Genomic DNA, 17976 nt, shown 5'->3' with positions numbered 1-17976 from the left:
GCAACTGCGCGCAGGGCTCGCCTACTATCGGGGCCATGGCGAAGACGTCGAGTGGTCCGCCGGACGAGCCGGAGGTCCCCGCGGAGCCGACCACCAGGCGTCTGACGATCTACGACGTGGCGGCCGCGGCCGGAGTCGCCACCTCGACGGTGTCGCGCACCTTCTCGCGGCCGGGCAGGGTCAGCGCCGAGTCGGCCGCGCACATCCGCCGGGTGGCGTCCGAGCTGGGCTACCGCACCGATCCGCTCACCCGCCCGGCTCCCGCCGCCGAGTCCTCGCTGATCGCGATCGTCGTCGCGGACGTGACGAACCCCTACTTCTTCGACCTGCTCCGCGGCGCGGAGGAGCAGGCCGCCGAGGCCGACTACACGCTCCTCGTCGCCGACGTGCAGGAGTCGGCGCAGGCCGAGAAGCGGGTGCTGGACCGCACCCTGCCGATGGTCGCCGGCATCGTCCTCGCCACGTCGCGGCTGTCGGACTCGGCGATCAGGATGGCCGCGAGACAGCGGCCGACGGTGCTGCTGAACCGCTCGATGAGCGATGTGACCAGCGTCACCTCCGACAATGCGGGCGGGATGGCCCGGGCCGTCGACCATCTGGTGCAGCTCGGCCACACCTCGATCACCTACGCCGGAGGACCGGAGGCCTCCTGGGCGAACGGCATCCGATGGCACGCTCTGCGCGGGGCGACCCGGGAGCGGGGTCTGAAGACGCGCAGGATCGGACCGTTCGAGCCGACCCAGGCCGGCGGACTCGCCGCAGCCAACGAGCTCGCGTCCTCGCAGGCGACCGCCGTCATCGCCTACAACGACCTCATGGCCATCGGGCTCCTTAGGGGCCTGCAGAGCCTCGGCGCCAGAATCCCCGACGACGTGTCGGTGCTCGGGTTCGACAACATCTTCGGCTCCGACTTCTGCACGCCACCTCTGACGACCGTGGCCGCGCCACTGCGGCAGCTCGGCGCCGTCGCGATCGACACCCTCCTCGCCGATCTGCGCGGCGCCCCGACGCGGCGCCCCAGCGACGCCAGCGGCGGTCTGAAGACGGCCCTGCTCCCCACCCAGCTGATCGTCCGCGAGTCGACCGGTCCCGTCCGCCCGACGCGGCGGTGGGCGAGCATGCGCGGAACCGGTGGCCGCTGAAATCACGGCAACTGACGGCAACTCGTTGCCGCTCCGCCGGGCGCTTGGGTGAATGGACTCCACCGCGCGACTCTGCGCAGAGCACCCGCACCAGCTCTGCCCGGGACCACCCCGCCGCGACACCCCCTGCATCACCATGCGCACTGCATTCGAAGGAGAATCACATGCGGAAGAGCACCCGGCTCCTCACCACCGTCTCGATCGCCGCCGTCGCCTCGCTCGGGCTGGCAGCCTGTTCAGGCGCCGGCGAGGAGGGATCCTCCGGCGGGGGCGGCGGTGAGAGCAAGACGCTGCGTCTCGCCCTCAACCAGACCGAGGAGCACCCCTCCTACATCGCCCTCGAGGCGTTCGGTGAGCGGCTCGACGAGGCGACGGACGGCCGCTGGTCGATCCAGGTCTATCCCAACGAGACCCTGGGCGCGCAGGCCGAGACCCTGCAGCTGGTGGGCGACGGCTCGGTCGACCTGGCGATCGTCTCCGGCCCGCAGCTCGAGAACCTCTCCTCGGACTTCCTCGTCTACGACCTCCCGACGGTGTTCGACTCGATCGACCACCAGATGACGGTCGTGAACGACTCTCCCGATCTGACCGACGAGCTCTACTCCTCGCTCGAGGAGAGCAACAACCTCACGGTGGTCGGCGGCTTCACGCAGGGCGCGCGCAGCGTCTACACGAAGGACGGACCGGCCGAGGAGCCGGCCGACCTCTCGGGCCTGAAGATCCGCGTCCAGGAGAGCCCGCTCTTCATCTCGCTCATCGAGGCTCTCGACGCCTCGCCCACTCCCCTCGCGTTCGGCGAGGTCTACACGGGCCTCCAGTCCGGCGTCATCGACGGCGCCGAGAACAACGAGGTCTCGTACTTCACCCAGAAGCACTACGAGGTGGCGCCCTACTTCTCCTACACCCGTCACCTGATCGGCCTCGACTACCTCATCGGCAACACCGGCGTCCTCGACGAGATGTCCGAGGAGGACCGCACGGCCTTCACCGAGGCGTGGGGCGAGACCTGGCAGCAGCACACCGAGCTCTGGAACGAGGCGACCGAGACGGCGATCACCGATGCCACGGCCGCGGGAGCCACCTTCACCGAGGTCGACAGCGACGCGTTCACCGACGCCATCGCCCCCCTGCTGGACGAGTTCATCACCGACGACCGCCAGGAGCAGCTCTTCGATGAGGCCCGCGCCGCCGCCGAGTGAGTGGAGGAGGCGACCGCCGCCCGCGGTCGCCTCCCGCTCCCGACCGGCCGCCCCGTCGCGGCACGAATCCCTCGAGAAGGACGACGACATGTCCGAAACACCCCCGTCCGGCGGCGCCCCCGAGAGCGGCTCCGTCCCGCCACCGCGGGCGATCGTGGTCCTCGACCGCGTGCGCCGAGGACTCGATCGAGTCCTCGGGATCGTCTGCATCGTCCTCTTCGTCGCCCTCGTGGCGATCGTCAGCTGGCAGGTCTTCACCCGGCAGGTGCTGCAGAACTCGGCGCCGTGGACGCAGGAGGCCGCGCTCTACACCTTCGTGGTCCTGGCGCTGCTCGGCGGGGCGCTCGTCTTCTCCGAACGCGGCCACATCGCGGTCGAGATCCTCGTCGACAAGTTCGCCCGGCCTGCGCAGCGACTCGTCGCCGTCCTCGTCCAGGTGACCATCATCTTCTTCGCCCTGTTCGTCTTCGTGCTGGGCGGCTCGCGGATCGCCGAGAACGCCTGGGGCCAAGCGGTCTCCACCCTCCCCATCACCGTCGGCCAGGTCTATCTGGCCCTCCCCGTCGCCGGAGTCCTCATCACCGTGTACTCGCTCATCCACCTCGCCCGCATCCTCACCGGCGCAGAGGATCCGACGCCCGCGCTCGACGACACCACCGAATCGGTCTGATCGCCGTGGACACCGCTACCGTCATCGCCACCGTCGTCCTCCTCGGCGGCATCACCCTCGGCATCACCTTCGGGCTGCCCGTGGCCGTCGCCATGGGTCTGCCCTCGGCGCTCGCGATCGTCGTCCTGCTCGGCTGGGAGGGCGCGGCCCTCACCTCCGCCCAGCGCGTCTTCGCGGGCACCAACTCGTTCGCACTGCTGTCGATCCCGTTCTTCATCCTCGCCGGCGGCCTGATGAACACCGGAGGCATCGCCACCCGCCTCATCGATCTGGCCCTCGTGATCGCGGGCCGGCTGCCCGCCCCCCTCGCCCAGACGACGGTCGTCGCGAACGCGATGTTCGGAGCCGTCTCCGGCGCCTCCGTCGCCTCCGCGGCGGCCGTGGGAACCGTGCTGTCGCCCCGGATGCGCAAGGACGGCTACGACCCCGCCTTCTCGGCGGCGGTCAACGCCGCGGCCTCTCCCGCCGGCATGCTCATCCCGCCGAGCAACACCTTCATCGTCTACGCGCTGGTCTCGAGCACCTCGATCGCCGCTCTGTTCCTCGCCGGCGTCGGCCCGGGCCTGCTCTGGGTCGCCATCTGCGCCGTGATGGTCGCCCTCTACGCCCGCAAGAACAAGGGACTCCCGGTCGCCGCGCGCCCCACAGCGCGACAGGGCTTCGTCATCCTCCTCCGCGCGATCCCCGCGCTGCTGATGATCGTCATCGTGATCGGAGGCATCCTGAGCGGCTTCTTCACCGCCACGGAGTCGGCGGTCATCGCGGTGATCTACTCGTTCCTCCTCGGCCTGGCGCAGCGCACCCTGCCGCTGAAGTCCCTCCCCAAGGTCGTGCTCGACGCGTCGAAGACGACGGCGATCGTGATGCTCCTGATCGGCGTGTCCAGCATCCTCGCGTGGGTCCTCTCGTACGCGCGGATCCCGCAGCTCATCACGGAGGGACTGCTCGGCGTGACCGACAACGTCACCGTGATCCTGATCCTGATCATGGTGGTGCTCCTGCTCGCGGGAACCGTCATGGACCCGACTCCGGCGATCCTGATCTTCACGCCGATCTTCCTGCCGGTCGTCACGGCGCTCGGAGTCAGCCCCATCCACTTCGGCGCGATGATGGTCTTCAACATGTGCCTCGGCAACATCTCGCCGCCGATCGGCAACAACCTCTTCGTCGCGGCGCGGGTCGCCGGCGTCCGCATCGAGCCGGTGATCAGCCGCCTGTGGCCCTTCTTCTGGGCGCTCTGCGTGGGCCTGTTCATCGTGACCTTCGTCCCGCAGCTCTCGCTGTGGCTGCCGACCGCCTTCGGCCTCATCGCGCCGTGACCCCGCGCTCGGCGCTCCAACCGCCCGAGGGGCGGTGGGGAGCGCCCGGCACCCCTGTTCCCCGAGCCCGCCCGGCTCGATCCAGCAAGAGACGCCCCGAAGGGCGGAAGTGAGGAAGCCATGATCATCGACAAGGCCGAAGTGATCGTCACGAGCCCCGACCGGAACTTCGTGACGCTGAAGCTCACCACCGACGACGGACTCACCGGCCTCGGCGACGCGACCCTCAACGGCCGGGAGATGGCGGTCGTCGCCTACCTGCGCGAGCACGTCGCCCAGCTCCTGATCGGGCGCGACGCGTCTCGCATCGAGGACACCTGGCAGTTCCTCTACCGCAGCGCCTATTGGCGGCGCGGGCCGGTCACCATGGCCGCCATCGCGGCCGTCGACATGGCGCTGTGGGACATCAAGGGCAAGGCAGCGGGCATGCCCGTCTACCAGCTCCTCGGCGGTGCGTCGCGGTCGGGCCTGCTCGCCTACGGGCACGCCTCGGGCAAGTCGACCGAGGAGCTGTTCGACTCGGTCCGCGAGCACCAGGAGGCGGGCTACCGCGCGATCCGCATCCAGACCGGCGTCCCCGGTCTGAAGTCGATCTACGGGATCGCCTCCAACGCCACCTTCGAGGCCAACAGCGGCGTCCGCTACGACCACGAGCCGGCGCAGCGCGGCGCCCTGCCGAACGAGGAGGACTGGGACACCCGCAGCTACCTCCGGCACGTCCCGACCGTCTTCGAGGCGGTCCGCAACGAGTTCGGACCCGAGCTCCCCCTCCTGCACGACGCCCACCACCGGATGACGCCGATCCAGGCCGCGCAGCTGGGCAAGTCGCTCGAGCCCTACGACCTCTTCTGGCTCGAGGACTGCACGCCGGCCGAGAACCAGGAGGCGCTGCGGCTGGTGCGCCAGCACACGACGACGCCGCTCGCGATCGGCGAGATCTTCAACTCGGTCTGGGACTACCAGCAGATCATCCGCGAGCAGCTCATCGACTACGTCCGCAGCGCGGTCACCCACACCGGAGGCATCACCCACCTCAAGAAGGTGCTCGACTATGCGTCCCAGTACCAGATCAAGTCGGGCATGCACGGGCCGACCGACATCTCCCCGGTCGGAATGGCCGCCGCGATGCACCTCGGGCTCGCGATCCACAACTTCGGCATCCAGGAGTACATGAAGCACGGCGCGAAGACCGACTCGGTGTTCCAGCAGTCGTTCACCTGGAGCAACGGGATGCTGCACCCCGGCGACCAGCCCGGACTCGGCGTCGAGCTCGACGTGGACGAGGCGGGGAAGTACCCGTACGAGCAGGCCTATCTGCCCTACAACCGGCTCGCCGACGGGACAGTCCACGACTGGTGACCGTCCGTCCTCGTCCGCATCCGACAGACCGGAGCATCCCATGTCGCCCAGCACCGAACCGCTGACCCTCGATCCCGACCGGCTCTTCCCGAGCGACCCCGCCACCCGGAGCGTCGCCCGCGATCTCTACGCGGCCGTCGCCGACCTCCCGATCGTCTCGCCGCACGGGCACGTCTCTCCGTCGCTCCTGCTCGAGGACCGGTCGTTCGCGGACCCGGCCGACCTCCTGATCCGCTACGACCACTACGTCACCCGCTTGCTCCACGCCGACGGCGCCGACCTGGCGGATCTCGGTGTCGGAGGAGCCGCCGCGGACCCGCGGGAGATCTGGCGCCGCTTCGCGAGCCGCTGGCACCTGTTCGAGGGAACGGCGTCGGGATACTGGCTGACGCACGAGCTGTCGGAGCTGTTCGGCATCACCGTGAACCCCTCGGCCGAGACCGCCGACGCGATCTACGACGCGATCGCGGAGCGGCTCACCGAGCCGGCGTTCCGCCCTCGAGCCCTGTTCGAGCGGTTTCGGATCGACGTCCTGGCGACGACGGACGATCCGCTCGACGACCTCGCGGGGCACGCCGCGCTCGCGGCCGATCCGGGCATCAGGGGTCGCGTCCTGCCGACGTTCCGCCCCGACGTCTACCTGGATCCCGCCGCGGCGGCCTTCGGTGACAGCGTGCGCCGGCTCGCCGACCACCACGGGACGGCGCCCGACGACTTCTCGGGGTATCTCGACGCTCTGGAGGCACGGCGAGCCCACTTCATCGCGCACGGCGCCGTCTCGGCCGACCACGGGGTCGCGGACTGCCACACCGCCGATCTGTCGGACGACGAGGCGGCCGCGCTGTTCCGGCTCGCAGTGGCCGGCCGCCTCGATGCGGCCGGTGCGCGGGAGTTCCGCGGCGCGATGCTGGTGCGCATGGCGGGGATGAGCGCTCGCGACGGTCTCGTGATGACCGTGCACGCGGGTGTCGTCCGCAACCACTCCAGCGAGACGCTCCGCGCCTCCGGGCCGGACTCGGGGCACGACATCCCGGCGACCACGACGTTCACGCAGGAGCTGCGACCGCTGCTCGAGCGCTACGGACTCGACAGGAACCTGCACCTCGTCCTGTTCACCGTGGACGAGACCGCCTACTCGCGCGAGATCGCGCCGCTCGCCGGCTTCTATCCGAGCGTCTTCATCGGGGCGCCGTGGTGGTTCCTGGACGCTCCCGATGCGGTGCTCCGGTTCCGCTCCGCGGTGACCGAGACGGCCGGCTTCTCCCGCGGGTCGGGTTTCATCGACGACACCCGCGCGTTCCTCTCCATCCCCGCCCGCCACGACATGTCGCGTCGTCTCGACGCCGTGTTCCTCGCCCGGCTGGTCGTCGAGGGCCGGCTGTCCCGGCAGCAGGCCGAGAGGCGGGTCGTCGACCTCGTCGACGCGCAGCCGCGGAAGGTGTTCAAGCTGTGACCGGCCGCGACGACGTCGGCCGTCCTGCCCGGACCGCCCGGCCACCGGTCAGGATCGCCCACCTCGGGCTCGGCGCCTTCCACCGCGCGCACCAGGCCTGGTACACCGCTGCGGCGGAGGATCCCGGCTGGGGCATAGCCGCCTTCACGGGCCGGAATCCGCAGGCCGCCCGGGAGCTCGCCGCACAGGACGGCCTGTACTCCCTCGTCGTGCGCTCGGCGGAGCGGGACGACGTGGTCGTGGTCGACAGCATCGTCAGCGCCGAGGAGGGCTCGCGGGTCGACCGGCTCGCCGAGATCCTGTCGTCGCCCGACACGGCGCTCGTGACGCTGACGGTCACGGAGGCCGGCTACGCGCTCGACGCAGGCGGCCGGCCCGACGAGTCGGTCGACGCCATGCGCGAGGATCTCGCCCGGCTGCCCGACGCGCTGCGGGCGGGTGTCACGGACGCCGCCCGAACTCCTCTGGGGCGCCTGCTCACCGGGATCGAGGCCCGTCGTCGCGCCGATGCGGGCCCCCTGGCGGTGGTGCCCTGCGACAACCTGCCCGACAACGGGCCCTTCGTGCGCACGGGGCTGCGCGCCCTCGCCGAGCGGGTGTCCCCGCAGACGCTCGCCTATCTCGACGAGTCCGTCGCCTTCGTCTCGACCTCGGTCGACCGGATCACCCCGAGGACCACCCCGGAGGACCTGGCGACCGTGGCGCGGATCACCGGCTGGCACGACCGCGCGCCCGTCGTCACCGAGCCCTTCCACGACTGGGTGCTCTCCGGAGCCTTCCCTGCGGGTCGACCTGCGTGGGAGCGCGTCGGGGCGCGCTTCGTCGACGACATCGAGCCGTTCGAGCGCAGGAAGCTGTGGCTGCTCAACGGAGCCCACTCCCTGCTCGCCTACGTCGGATCTCTCCGCGGGCACAGCACCGTCGCCGAGGCGGTCGGCGACCGGGTGGCCCGCGAGCTGGTGGAGCAGCTCTGGGACGAGGCATCGCGCCACCTGCCTCCCGAGGGGCTCGATCTGCCCGCCTACCGGGCCGCGCTGCTCGACCGGTTCGACAACGGCCGGATCAGGCACTCGCTCGATCAGATCGGGCAGGACGCAGTCGCGAAGCTGCGCGTGCGCATCGCTCCGGTGCTGCTCGCCGAGCGGGACGCGGGCCGGGAGGCGCCCAGCGCGGTCGCCGTTCTCGGCGCGTGGGTCGCCTCTGCCAGGTCCGGGAGTCTGCCCGCCGACCGCGCGGGCGAATCGATCGCCCGCGCGGCTGCCGAGCCCGGCGAGCGCGCCGTGCGCGCACTGCTCCGGCTGATCGACCCGGCGCTCGCGGAGGATCCCGCCGTCGTCGCCGACGTCTCCGCGGCGTCCTCCGGACTCGGTCGGTGAGGGACGTGCAGCCCGACCGCAGCCGAACGAGTACCGCCCCTGCCGTCGTCGTGATGGGCGTGGCGGGATGCGGCAAGACGACCACAGGCGTCGGTCTCGCCGACGCGCTCGGCGGAGTCTTCATCGACGCCGACGACCTGCATCCCGCGGTCAACAAGGCCAAGATGGCGTCGGGGCAGGCTCTCACCGACGACGACCGCTGGCCGTGGCTGCACTCGGTCGGTGCGGTCTTCCACACCGCGCCCGCCGCCGGCACCGTTGTCGCCTGCTCGGCGCTGCGCCGCGCCTACCGCGACCTCCTGCGCTCGAGCGCGGGGAGACCCCTCTTCTTCGTGCATCTCGCGGGCGCGAGGGAGCTCCATGCCGCCCGCATCCGCGCCCGCACCGGGCACTTCATGCCCCCGGCGCTGCTCGACTCGCAGCTGGCGACGCTGGAGCCCCTCGAACCGGACGAGGACGGGGTGACGGTCGACATCGCCGGCACCCCCGACTCGATCGTCGAGGCGGCACTGGGCGCGCTGACGTCGATGCAGCAGTGAGCTCAGCCGTCTTTATCGAGGGCTCGAATCAATTCGACTAGGCTCGGGGGCATGACAGAGAACACGCTCGCCAGTGAGCTGAGGGTCGGCGTCGTCGGCCTCGGCTTCGCCGGCACCACCCACCTCGACGCTTTCCAGGCCCTCCCCGGGGCGCGCGTCGTCGCGCTCGCCGGTCAGGAGGAGGCCCGCCTGCACGAGCTCGGCGCGACCCGCGGAGTCCCCGACCTCTACGCCGACTGGGAGGACCTCGTCGCCCGCGACGACCTCGACGTCGTCTCGATCGGCGTGCCCAACCACCTGCACCACCCGATCGCGGTCGCCGCCCTCGCCTCGGGCAAGCACGTCTTCTGCGAGAAGCCGCTCGCCACGACCGCCGAGCTGGCGGCCGAGATGGTGGAGGCGGCGCGCGCGAACGACCGCGTCCTCGAGATCGCCTACAACCACCGCCGCCGCGCCGACGTCGCGTTCCTCCGCGACTACCTCGACGACGCCCCGCTCGGCGACATCTACCACGCCCGCGCCAGCTGGCAGCGGCGCACCGGCATCCCCGGCATCGGCTCCTGGTTCACCAGCAAGGAGCTCGCCGGCGGCGGCCCGCTGATCGACCTCGGCTCGCACGTGCTCGACATCGCCCTGCACCTGCTCGACGAGCCGCGGGTGACCAGCGTCTCGGCCGTCGCCTACGGCGAGGTCGGCCGCTCGGGCCGCGGCGGTCGCCCGCACGGCGTCACCACCACCGGCAGCCACGCCTTCGAGGTCGAGGACTTCTCGAGCGCCCTGCTGCGACTCGACACCGGCCGCAGCCTCCAGCTCGACGCCTCCTGGGCGAGCTACTCGAAGGTCTACGAGGACATCGAGGTCGAGCTGCTCGGCTCGGCCGGCGGCGCGCGCCTCCACGTCGCCGACTACGCGACGGAGGGGACGCTCACCCTGTACTCGGAGGTCGCGGGAGCGCCCACCGTGTCGCGCCCCGACGTGAAGGTGCCCGCCGGCCACCACCGCTCGGTCATCGCCGAGTTCCTGGCGGCGATCGCCTCGGGCGCCGAGGTCCCCGCGGGCGAGCCCCGCTACTCCGGTCACTACGGCGAGTACGCGCTGCACCGCAGCCGGGTGGTCGACGCGATCTACCGCTCCGCCGCCGAGAAGAAGGAGGTGGAGGTCGCATGAGCGAGCCCCTCGAGGTCCTGGTCTGGAACGAGTTCCGCCACGAGACGCGCGGCGACGAGACGGTGATGAAGCACTACCCCGACGGCATCCACCGGGTGATCGCCGACGGCCTGGTCGCCTCGCTCGGCGACGACGTCTCGGTGCGCACCGCCACACTCCCCGAGCCCGAGCACGGCCTGACCGAGGAGGCGCTCGCGAGGACCGACGTCCTGCTCTGGTGGGCGCACATCGCGCACCAAGAGGTCTCGGACGAGGTCGTGCAGCGCGTGCTGCGGCACGTGCAGGAGGGGATGGGCATCCTGATCCTGCACTCCGGCCACTACTCCAAGATCTTCCAGGCGCTGATGGGCACGACCTGCTCGCTGAAGTGGCGGAACGACCACGACCGCGAGCTGGTCTGGACGATCGCGCCGACGCATCCGATCGCGGAGGGGGTGCCGAGCCCGATCGTCCTCCCCGAGCAGGAGATGTACGGCGAGTACTTCGACATCCCGGTGCCGGAGGAGACGGTGTTCCTCTCGACGTTCACCGGCGGCGAGGTGTTCCGCTCGGGAGTCACCTATACGCGGGGCCTCGGCAAGGTGTTCTACTTCTCGCCCGGCGATCAGGATTACCCCGTCTACCACCACCCGGACATCCAGCGGGTGCTGGCGAACGCCGTACGGTGGGCGCAGCCGAAGCACCCGCGCACGCCGCTGACGGCCGACCACCACCCGCGGGGCTGGTTCGAGTCGTGAGCTCGTGACCGCGCCGGGGTTCGCGATAGCCTCTCCCTGAGCGTCGGTTCCTCTCCTCGGTGCGGCTCGCCCCCGTCCACCTCGCTCCTCGAGGAGGCGTCGCGGACCGGCCGGTCCCGCCGCCGGGTCCTCGAGGTCGTCGCCGTCGTCAGGAAGCCCTATGCCCCGCCTCCGATCCGTCCCGGTCTACAGCTGGAATCCGCGCCGCAACAAGCTCCCGGTGCTCCGGCGCTTCCAGGTGGGGCCGCGCGTGAAGAACTTCGGCGACCTGCTCGGCCCGGTCGTCGTCAGCGGGATCCTGAAGGAGCGCGGGGTCGGCCCCGCGCTCCGCAGGCCCGGCAGCGGGACGGTCATGGCCGTCGGCTCCGTCATGCACAAGGCTCACGACGGCGACATCGTCTGGGGCACGGGCGTGAACGGGAAGGTGGCGCTCTCGCTGCACGACTTCACTCGGATCGACGTCCGGGCGGTCCGCGGCCCCCGCACCCGAGCGTGGCTCCGCGAGAACAAGGGCATCGAGGCGCCCGCGATCTACGGCGACCCCGCACTGCTGCTCCCGAGGCTGTTCCCGCGGCTGGGCAGGAGCGCGGCGACCAAGCGCCACACGCTCGCCGTGGTCCCGAACCTCAACGAGCTCGGCCGCTTCCGCTCGCACCCCGACTTCGTCGATCCGCGGCGCCCCCTCTGGGAGGTGCTCGAGCGGATCGCCTCCAGCGAGGTGGTCGTGGGCTCGTCGCTGCACGCCGTCGTCATCGGCGAGGCGCTCGGGATCCCCGTCGGCCTGATCGCCTCGAGCGCCGAGCCGCCGTTCAAGTACCAGGACTACTTCGAGGGCACCGGCCGCACCGAGTCGGAGTACGCGATGTTCGACGACTTCGACGCCGCCCACGCGCACGCCACGTCGATCCGGGCCGACTCCTACGCCCCGCTCGACGGGTGGTCGCCGGAGCCGCTGCTCGGCGCGTTCCCGATCGATCGCTGGGTGCGCGCCTAGGCGATCTGCTCGGGCACGTCGGTCGAGGTGTGATGACCGGCTGCGGTCGTTCCGGTGGAGAGTGGAGCAACCAGCCTGTCGACTCACGGCAGGAGATCCCCGTGCCGGCGACGATGGCACGGTCCCCGAGGAAAGCGTTGCGCAGCACCGGGCCACGAAGGTCAGGAGTCGACCACCGCGACCAGGACCGCAGCCCATCCGCCGGAGGCAGCCGGCCCGACAGCGGCCCTGAGGCGGGAAGGGTGGAAGGCGGTCACCGTCCTGGGCGAGGCCCGGGACTTCGAGAGCGGCGGGTATCCCGAACCGCTGGCGCGTCTGGCGGAGTCGCTCGAGATCCGTATCGATCCAGCCCCCGGCGACAAGGGCTTCGAGGTGCACGCCCGGGTCCGCGAGGGTGCCGGTGCCGGGGTGGACGACGATCTGGAGAAGGCGCTGCGTGAGGCTCTGCGCGACGCCAAGCAGATCTTCGAGACGGGCGAGGTCCTGCGGGCGACCCCGAGACCGCACGGAGAACGACCGCGCACTGTGCTCGGTGGCGCGGTCGATGAAGCAGAGGACGAGGCGAAAGGCGGAGGTGTGCTGTGAAGGCTCTGTGCTGGACCGGAGTGAACGAGCTCTCGGTCGAGACCGTCGAGGATCCCCGGATCCTCAATGCTCAGGACGCGATCGTCAAGGTGACCCTGAGCACGAGCTGCGGGTCCGATCTCCACCTCCTCGGCGGGTACGTCCCGACCATGCGAGCGGGCGACGTGCTCGGGCACGAGTTCATCGGCGAGATCGTCGAGGTCGGATCGGCCGTCACGAAGCACCGGGTCGGCGACCGTGTGGTGGTCTGCTCGTTCATCAGCTGCGGGAAGTGCTGGTACTGCCGCCACGAGCTCTACTCCCTGTGCGACAACGGCAACCCGAACGCGGGGATCCCCGAGATGCTCTGGGGCCAGGCGCCCGGCGGCTGCTACGGCTACTCCCGCGCGCTGGGCGGGTGGGCCGGCAGCCACGCCGAGTACATCCGCGTGCCGTACGCCGACCAGGGCGCCTTCGCCGTTCCCGAGGGGATCAGCGACGAGCGGGCGCTCTTCGCCTCCGACGCCGCTCCGACAGGATGGATGGGAGCGGATCTCGGCGGGGTCCGGCCCGGAGACACCGTCGCGGTCTGGGGCGCCGGCGGTGTCGGGCAGATGGCGGCGCGCGCATCGCTGCTGCTCGGCGCCGAGCGCGTCATCGTGATCGACCGCTTCCAGGAGCGGCTGGCCCAGGTCGAGCAGGTCATCGGCGCGGAGACCATGAACTACGAGACCAGCGAGGTGACGGCCGAGCTCCGCGAGCTGACGGGCGGACGCGGCCCCGACGTGTGCATCGAGGCGGTCGGCATGGAGGCGCACCGCGACGGACCCGACTTCGCCTACGACCAGCTGAAGCAGCAGCTGCGGCTGCAGACGGACAGACCCACCGCCGTCCGTGAGGCGATCTTCGCCGCGCGCAAGGGCGGCAGCCTCTTCGTGCTGGGAGTCTTCGGCGGCTTCGTCGACAAGTTCCCCCTGGGGGCGGTGATGAACAAGGGCCTCACGCTCCGGTCCGCTCAGCAGCACGGGCACCGGTACATCCCGATGCTCCTCGAGAGGATGGCGCGAGACGAGATCGTCACCGAGCACCTCGCCACGCACGTCATGCCGCTCGAGGACGGCCCCGCCGGCTACGCCATGTTCAAGGAGAAGACCGACGGGTGCGTGCGGGCGGTCTTCCGACCCTGACACTCGGGGAACCGCCCCCGCTCCACCCGGAGGAGGAGGGGCGGTTCCGATGGCGACGCCGCGGAAGGACGCGGTCGCCCTGCTCACGCCCGTGCGCAGGGGTCAGCGTGCCTCGGGCGCCTCCAGAGCCCAGACCACGCCGAAGCGGTCGAGGAGCTGACCGGCGAGCGGCGACCACGCCGAGGGGCCGAGCGGCTGGCGGATCTCGGCTCCGTCGAGCAGCCCGTGCCAGAGCCGAGTGAGCGCCTCCCGGTCGGTGCTCTCGACGTAGGCGTAGAACGCGTTCGAGCCCTGGTCGTAGGGCTGGTGCGGCCAGACGTCGAAGGCCTTGATGGCGAAGCCGTCCGGGGTGACGACATCGCCGTAGACGATGCGGTCGGCCCAGGCCGGGTCGTCCGAGGCGCCCATCTGCCCGTAGGTCACGAGGGTCGGCTCGATACCGAGCGCGGCTCCGTAGAACGCGAGCGCCGCGCGGGCGTCGCCGTCGAAGTTGAGATGCGGGGTCACTGAGAACGTCATGGTGTCTCTCCTGGTGATGGTCGTTCCGGCGACCCTCTCGGCCGCCGCAGGACGATCCTGTCGGCAGATGCGGTCGGTTCCTGTCCGCTTCTCACGGCAGACTGAAGGGCATGACGAGTCCCTCCTCCCGCATGCTCGAGCTGCTCTCGCTGCTGCAGGTGCGCCGCGAGTGGGCGGGCGAGGTCCTCGCGGAGCGGCTCGAGGTGAGCCCCCGCACGGTCCGCCGCGACGTCGACCGCCTCCGCGATCTGGGCTATCGGATCGACGCGGCGCGCGGGCCGGCGGGCGGCTACCGTCTCGCCGCGGGCTCCGAGCTGCCTCCACTGCTCTTCGACGACGAGCAGGCGGTGGCCGTCGCGCTCGCCCTCGCGGTCGCGCCGGCGTCCGGGGCGGACATCGCGGAGGCGGCGACCAGGGCCCTCGCGACCGTGCGCCAGGTGATGCCGGCCCGGCTGCGGCACCGGGTCGACGCGGTGCAGGTGGTCGCCGCCTCCGGACGCGACACGGTCGACCCGGAGGTGCTCGTCGCGGTGAGCGCAGCGGTGCGCGACCGGCAGGTCCTCCGGTTCCACTACGCGACACCGGAGACCGAGGCGCGACCGGCGCTCCGCGTGCACCCGAGCGCCGTCGTCGCCCGGGCGGGACGTTGGTACCTGCTCGCCTGGGCACCGGACCGCGAGGACTGGCGCACCTACCGCGTCGACCGCATCAGGCCCGGAGACCCGACTCGGATGTCCTTCACTCCGAGGCAGATCCCCGGCGGCGACCCCGCCGCCTTCGTGGAGTCGCGGTTCCGCGGCGGGGACGGGATCGGTGGCTGGCCCTGCATCGGCACGGCCGAGCTCGACGTCCCCGCGGGCGTTCTGCAGCCCTACCTCGCGGCCGACGACGTCCTCGAGCCGCTCGAATCGGAGCGCTGTCGTCTGACTGCCGGGTCCTGGTCCTGGAACGCGCTCGCCGCCCGCTTCGCCGCCACGGGCGCACCCTTCAGGATCTCGGGGCCGCCCGAGCTCCGGTCCGCGGCGGTCGACCTCGCTCGACGTCTCGACGCGAGCTGAAGCCGCACCCCTGACCCGCGCCGACGATGCGTCTCGCAGCGGAGCGGAGGACGCGGCTGCGGATCACGACACTTCGAGGCGGTCGGGAATCACTCCGGATTCGAGATGATGAGACGACGGCGAGTCGCCATCACCGAGTTCGGGGCTGCGCAGTCTCGCCGTGCACAGCGGTTCGCCGTGCACGACGCGACTCCGGGGTGGGAGGAGGCGTGGCGTCGTTGCCGGCCGTCCTCTCAGGAGTGCCTTCCCCGGTGCGCGCCGAGCGCAGACGTCGGTACTCGTCGAGGGAGGATCCGTCAAGGTCGTAGGCGCGGAGGGGTCGCAGCGGGCACGATGGCACCGTCACCGGGCGGACGTGATCCGGGGCCGGCTACGCCGATCGAGCAAGGGAGACCGATGATGGCAACCCAGGTGAGCAAGGCACTCCTCGTCCGTCTGGAGGCGCTGCCCGGCAAGGCGGACGACCTGCGGGCGTTCCTGAACCAGGGGCTGACGATCGTGGAAGGGGAGCCGAAGACGGTCCGGTGGTTCGCGCTGCAGTTCGGACCCACGTCGTTCGGGATCTTCGACGCGTTCCCCGACGACTCCGGACGCCAGGCGCACCTGTCGGGCGAGGTCGGCCGAGCGCTCGGCGAGAACACCGGGGTCCTGTTCGGGGAGCCCACCGTCGAAGAGGTCGATGTCGTCGCCGAGAAGCAGCCCGCGTAGGCGCGGCAGGACGACGCTCATGGAGCACCGCCCATTCGGCCGCCCTCCGTCGGAGGTTTCCGTGATCGGGCAGGGCACCTGGTACATCGACGATGCCCACCGCCCGACCGCCGTGGCCGCACTGCGTCACGGGATCGACAGCGGCATGACGCACATCGACACCGCCGAGATGTACGGCGACGCCGAGCCGGTGGTCGGTGCGGCGATCGCCGGACGGCGGGACGAGGTCTTCCTCGTCTCGAAGGTGCTCCCGAGCAACGCCTCGCGTGCCGGAGTGGTGGCGGCGTGCGAGCGCACGCTGACGCGGTTGGGCACCGACAGGCTGGACTGCTACCTCCTGCACTGGCGCGGCTCGCACCCCCTGGAGGAGACGTTCGCCGGCTTCGAGCAGCTGCGCGAGCAGGGCAAGATCCGGTCGTGGGGCGTGAGCAACTTCGATGTCGACGATCTGGAGGAGGCCTGGCGGTCGGGCGGGGAAGGGCACCTCGCCTGCAATCAGGTGCTGTACCACCTCGAGGAGCGCGCGATCGAGCACGCCGTGCTCCCGTGGTGCGAGCGGCAGGGCGTCGCCGTCGTCGCGTACAGTCCCTTCGGTCACGACCGCTTCCCCGATCCACGGGCGCCGGGGGGCCGCGTGCTGGAGCAGATCGCGGCGGAGCACGGTGCGAGCGCCCGGCAGGTCGCCCTGCGCTTCCTCGTGCGCCGGCCGGCCGTCTTCGCCATCCCCAAAGCCTCCACCGTCGCGCATGCCGACGACAATGCAGGGGCGGGCGCGCTGAAGCTCAGCACCGCCGAACTCGACCGGATCGACGCCGCGTTCCCCCGCGGCCCGCGACCGCGCCGGCTGCCCATGCTGTGACGTCGGCCTCTGCTCGACGCGCGCTACGAGCGGAGGGTGTCGGAGGGGTTCTCGGAGAACGCTGCGCGATAGCTGGCGGCGAATCGGCTGAGATGGATGAACCCCCATCGAGTGGCCACCTCGGTCACGCTGACAGCTCCCGGCGCGGTGACGAGCAGTTCCTCGCGGACCCGCTCGAGTCGCTGCCGCCGGAGGTAGGCCATCGGTGTCGTGTCGAGAGTGCGGCGGAACGCCTCCTGAAGGCTGCGAACACTCGTCGATACGGCCGCCGCCAGTTCGTTCACGGTCCACGGATGCTCAGGCCGGCTCCGCAGGAGCTCCACCGCCTGCGAGAGAGGACGTGGGCCGGCCGTCGGTGCTGGTCGAGTCAGCTCCGACGAGTAGTTGTGCGGCTGCCCGAAGAGCAGGCTGTGCAGCAGGACCTGCTCCAGCCGTTGCAGTGCCAGCGGGTGCGCCAGGGGCCCGGACGCCTGGTCGGACGCGCCGTCGATCAACTGCAGCGCCTGGAGGACGAGCCGACTCGCGGGAGTGCTCAGATCGATCTCGGAGGCGAAGTGGACAGGCGCGAGATCATCTCGCCCGAGCAGAGCCTCCACTTCGAGCTGCATCAGGTCACGGGGGATCATCACGGAGAGTTGCGCGAAGCCGTCGCTGCAGTCGAGCTCGACCGGTTCGCCGGGCACGAAGGCGCCCGCCGTCGTCGAGGAGGCGTGAACGGGCGCACCCGCACCTGCCCGCATGACCGAACGACCGTCCATGGGAATGTCGACGTGATAGTGCTGCGCTTCGACCGTCTCGATCCGCACAGCCTCCCGGAACCTCATGAAGCCGCAGGTGATCCGCCCGACGAGCAGAGCGTTCAGGTGCATCCTGACGTCGTCGTCCGACCGCGCCGCGGGAAAGTCGACCGGGAGGAAGGCCTCGGACAGTGCCTGCCGCGTCTCGTCGAGACCGCGCGTCGACGCCGTGCGTCGACTCGCGAACATCTCCGTCGAGGCGGTTTTCATCCCGTGATCCTGAGCCTCGCCCGCTTCCTGCTGCAGTCGGCCGCTCGCGCGGAACGGACACTCCTCCGCGTGCAACGGATAGAGGCGGGTACACCCCTCTACCTACTCTGAAACGCCGC

18 protein-coding genes are annotated in these 17976 nt (G+C 71.0%); 16 read left to right on the top strand and 2 right to left on the bottom strand.

Annotation, left to right across the window (positions count from 1 at the left end; translation table 11 throughout):
* Nucleotides 1-35: 35 nt before the first annotated feature.
* From ASG06_RS04315 to ASG06_RS04255, 13 genes are all read left to right on the top strand, one after another.
* On the top strand, nucleotides 36-1142 hold the full coding sequence (locus tag ASG06_RS04315) for a LacI family DNA-binding transcriptional regulator (protein ID WP_082498923.1): 1107 nt from the start codon (nucleotides 36-38) through the stop codon (nucleotides 1140-1142).
* Between the two features lie 164 nt (nucleotides 1143-1306).
* Nucleotides 1307-2341, top strand: a complete 1035-nt coding sequence (locus tag ASG06_RS04310; protein ID WP_056038977.1) for a TRAP transporter substrate-binding protein — start codon at nucleotides 1307-1309, stop codon at nucleotides 2339-2341.
* 88 nt (nucleotides 2342-2429) lie between these two features.
* Nucleotides 2430-3011: a TRAP transporter small permease gene (locus tag ASG06_RS04305; RefSeq protein WP_056038973.1), complete on the top strand. Its 582-nt coding sequence runs from the start codon at nucleotides 2430-2432 to the stop codon at nucleotides 3009-3011.
* 5 nt (nucleotides 3012-3016) lie between these two features.
* On the top strand, nucleotides 3017-4330 hold the full coding sequence (locus ASG06_RS04300; RefSeq protein WP_056038971.1) for a TRAP transporter large permease: 1314 nt from the start codon (nucleotides 3017-3019) through the stop codon (nucleotides 4328-4330).
* A 120-nt stretch (nucleotides 4331-4450) separates the two neighbouring features.
* The gene (gene manD / locus ASG06_RS04295; RefSeq protein ID WP_056038968.1) at nucleotides 4451-5689 is read left to right on the top strand and encodes a D-mannonate dehydratase ManD; all 1239 of its coding nucleotides are present in this window, start codon (nucleotides 4451-4453) and stop codon (nucleotides 5687-5689) included.
* A 40-nt stretch (nucleotides 5690-5729) separates the two neighbouring features.
* On the top strand, nucleotides 5730-7142 hold the full coding sequence (uxaC, locus tag ASG06_RS04290) for a glucuronate isomerase (RefSeq protein ID WP_056038965.1): 1413 nt from the start codon (nucleotides 5730-5732) through the stop codon (nucleotides 7140-7142).
* The gene (locus ASG06_RS04285) at nucleotides 7139-8518 is read left to right on the top strand and encodes a mannitol dehydrogenase family protein (protein WP_056038962.1); all 1380 of its coding nucleotides are present in this window, start codon (nucleotides 7139-7141) and stop codon (nucleotides 8516-8518) included. The genes uxaC and ASG06_RS04285 overlap by 4 nt, the downstream gene beginning before the upstream one ends.
* 5 nt (nucleotides 8519-8523) lie before the next feature.
* On the top strand, nucleotides 8524-9057 hold the full coding sequence (locus tag ASG06_RS04280) for a gluconokinase (protein WP_231727607.1): 534 nt from the start codon (nucleotides 8524-8526) through the stop codon (nucleotides 9055-9057).
* Nucleotides 9058-9108: 51 nt separating this feature from the next.
* On the top strand, nucleotides 9109-10224 hold the full coding sequence (locus ASG06_RS04275; protein ID WP_056038955.1) for a Gfo/Idh/MocA family protein: 1116 nt from the start codon (nucleotides 9109-9111) through the stop codon (nucleotides 10222-10224).
* Nucleotides 10221-10961: a ThuA domain-containing protein gene (locus ASG06_RS04270; protein WP_056038952.1), complete on the top strand. Its 741-nt coding sequence runs from the start codon at nucleotides 10221-10223 to the stop codon at nucleotides 10959-10961. Before ASG06_RS04275 ends, ASG06_RS04270 begins: the two co-directional genes overlap by 4 nt.
* 160 nt (nucleotides 10962-11121) lie before the next feature.
* Nucleotides 11122-11955 (top strand): polysaccharide pyruvyl transferase family protein, encoded by an 834-nt coding sequence (locus ASG06_RS04265; RefSeq protein ID WP_056038950.1) that lies wholly within the window; start codon nucleotides 11122-11124, stop codon nucleotides 11953-11955.
* 408 nt (nucleotides 11956-12363) lie between these two features.
* On the top strand, nucleotides 12364-12540 hold the full coding sequence (locus ASG06_RS04260) for a hypothetical protein (RefSeq protein WP_156465855.1): 177 nt from the start codon (nucleotides 12364-12366) through the stop codon (nucleotides 12538-12540).
* On the top strand, nucleotides 12537-13706 hold the full coding sequence (locus tag ASG06_RS04255; protein ID WP_056038945.1) for a zinc-dependent alcohol dehydrogenase: 1170 nt from the start codon (nucleotides 12537-12539) through the stop codon (nucleotides 13704-13706). Before ASG06_RS04260 ends, ASG06_RS04255 begins: the two co-directional genes overlap by 4 nt.
* A gap of 102 nt (nucleotides 13707-13808) precedes the next feature.
* Here the strand turns inward: ASG06_RS04255 and ASG06_RS04250 are convergent, their stop codons facing one another.
* Entirely contained in the window at nucleotides 13809-14225 is a 417-nt protein-coding gene (locus ASG06_RS04250; RefSeq protein ID WP_056038941.1) for a VOC family protein, read from the bottom strand.
* A gap of 110 nt (nucleotides 14226-14335) precedes the next feature.
* On the opposite strand from ASG06_RS04250, the gene ASG06_RS04245 reads away from it, so the two are divergent.
* The 3 genes from ASG06_RS04245 (at nucleotide 14336) to ASG06_RS04235 (ending at nucleotide 16850) form a co-directional block, all read left to right on the top strand.
* Complete coding sequence (locus ASG06_RS04245; RefSeq protein ID WP_056038937.1) at nucleotides 14336-15283, top strand: helix-turn-helix transcriptional regulator; 948 nt, start codon at nucleotides 14336-14338, stop codon at nucleotides 15281-15283.
* A gap of 399 nt (nucleotides 15284-15682) precedes the next feature.
* Entirely contained in the window at nucleotides 15683-15991 is a 309-nt protein-coding gene (locus tag ASG06_RS04240; RefSeq protein ID WP_056040462.1) for a putative quinol monooxygenase, read from the top strand.
* 61 nt (nucleotides 15992-16052) lie between these two features.
* A complete protein-coding gene (locus ASG06_RS04235; RefSeq protein WP_231727606.1) occupies nucleotides 16053-16850 on the top strand; it encodes an aldo/keto reductase in 798 nt (265 codons plus the stop codon).
* Between the two features lie 23 nt (nucleotides 16851-16873).
* Here the strand turns inward: ASG06_RS04235 and ASG06_RS04230 are convergent, their stop codons facing one another.
* Complete coding sequence (locus ASG06_RS04230; RefSeq protein ID WP_231727605.1) at nucleotides 16874-17932, bottom strand: AraC family transcriptional regulator; 1059 nt, start codon at nucleotides 17930-17932, stop codon at nucleotides 16874-16876.
* Nucleotides 17933-17976 lie beyond the last annotated feature (44 nt).

It is taken from the genome of Rathayibacter sp. Leaf185 (assembly GCF_001423885.1).
Taxonomy (GTDB): domain Bacteria; phylum Actinomycetota; class Actinomycetes; order Actinomycetales; family Microbacteriaceae; genus Rathayibacter.
The sequence above is the reverse complement of the archived record's forward strand: the minus strand, read 5'-3'. Positions and strand labels throughout refer to the sequence as shown.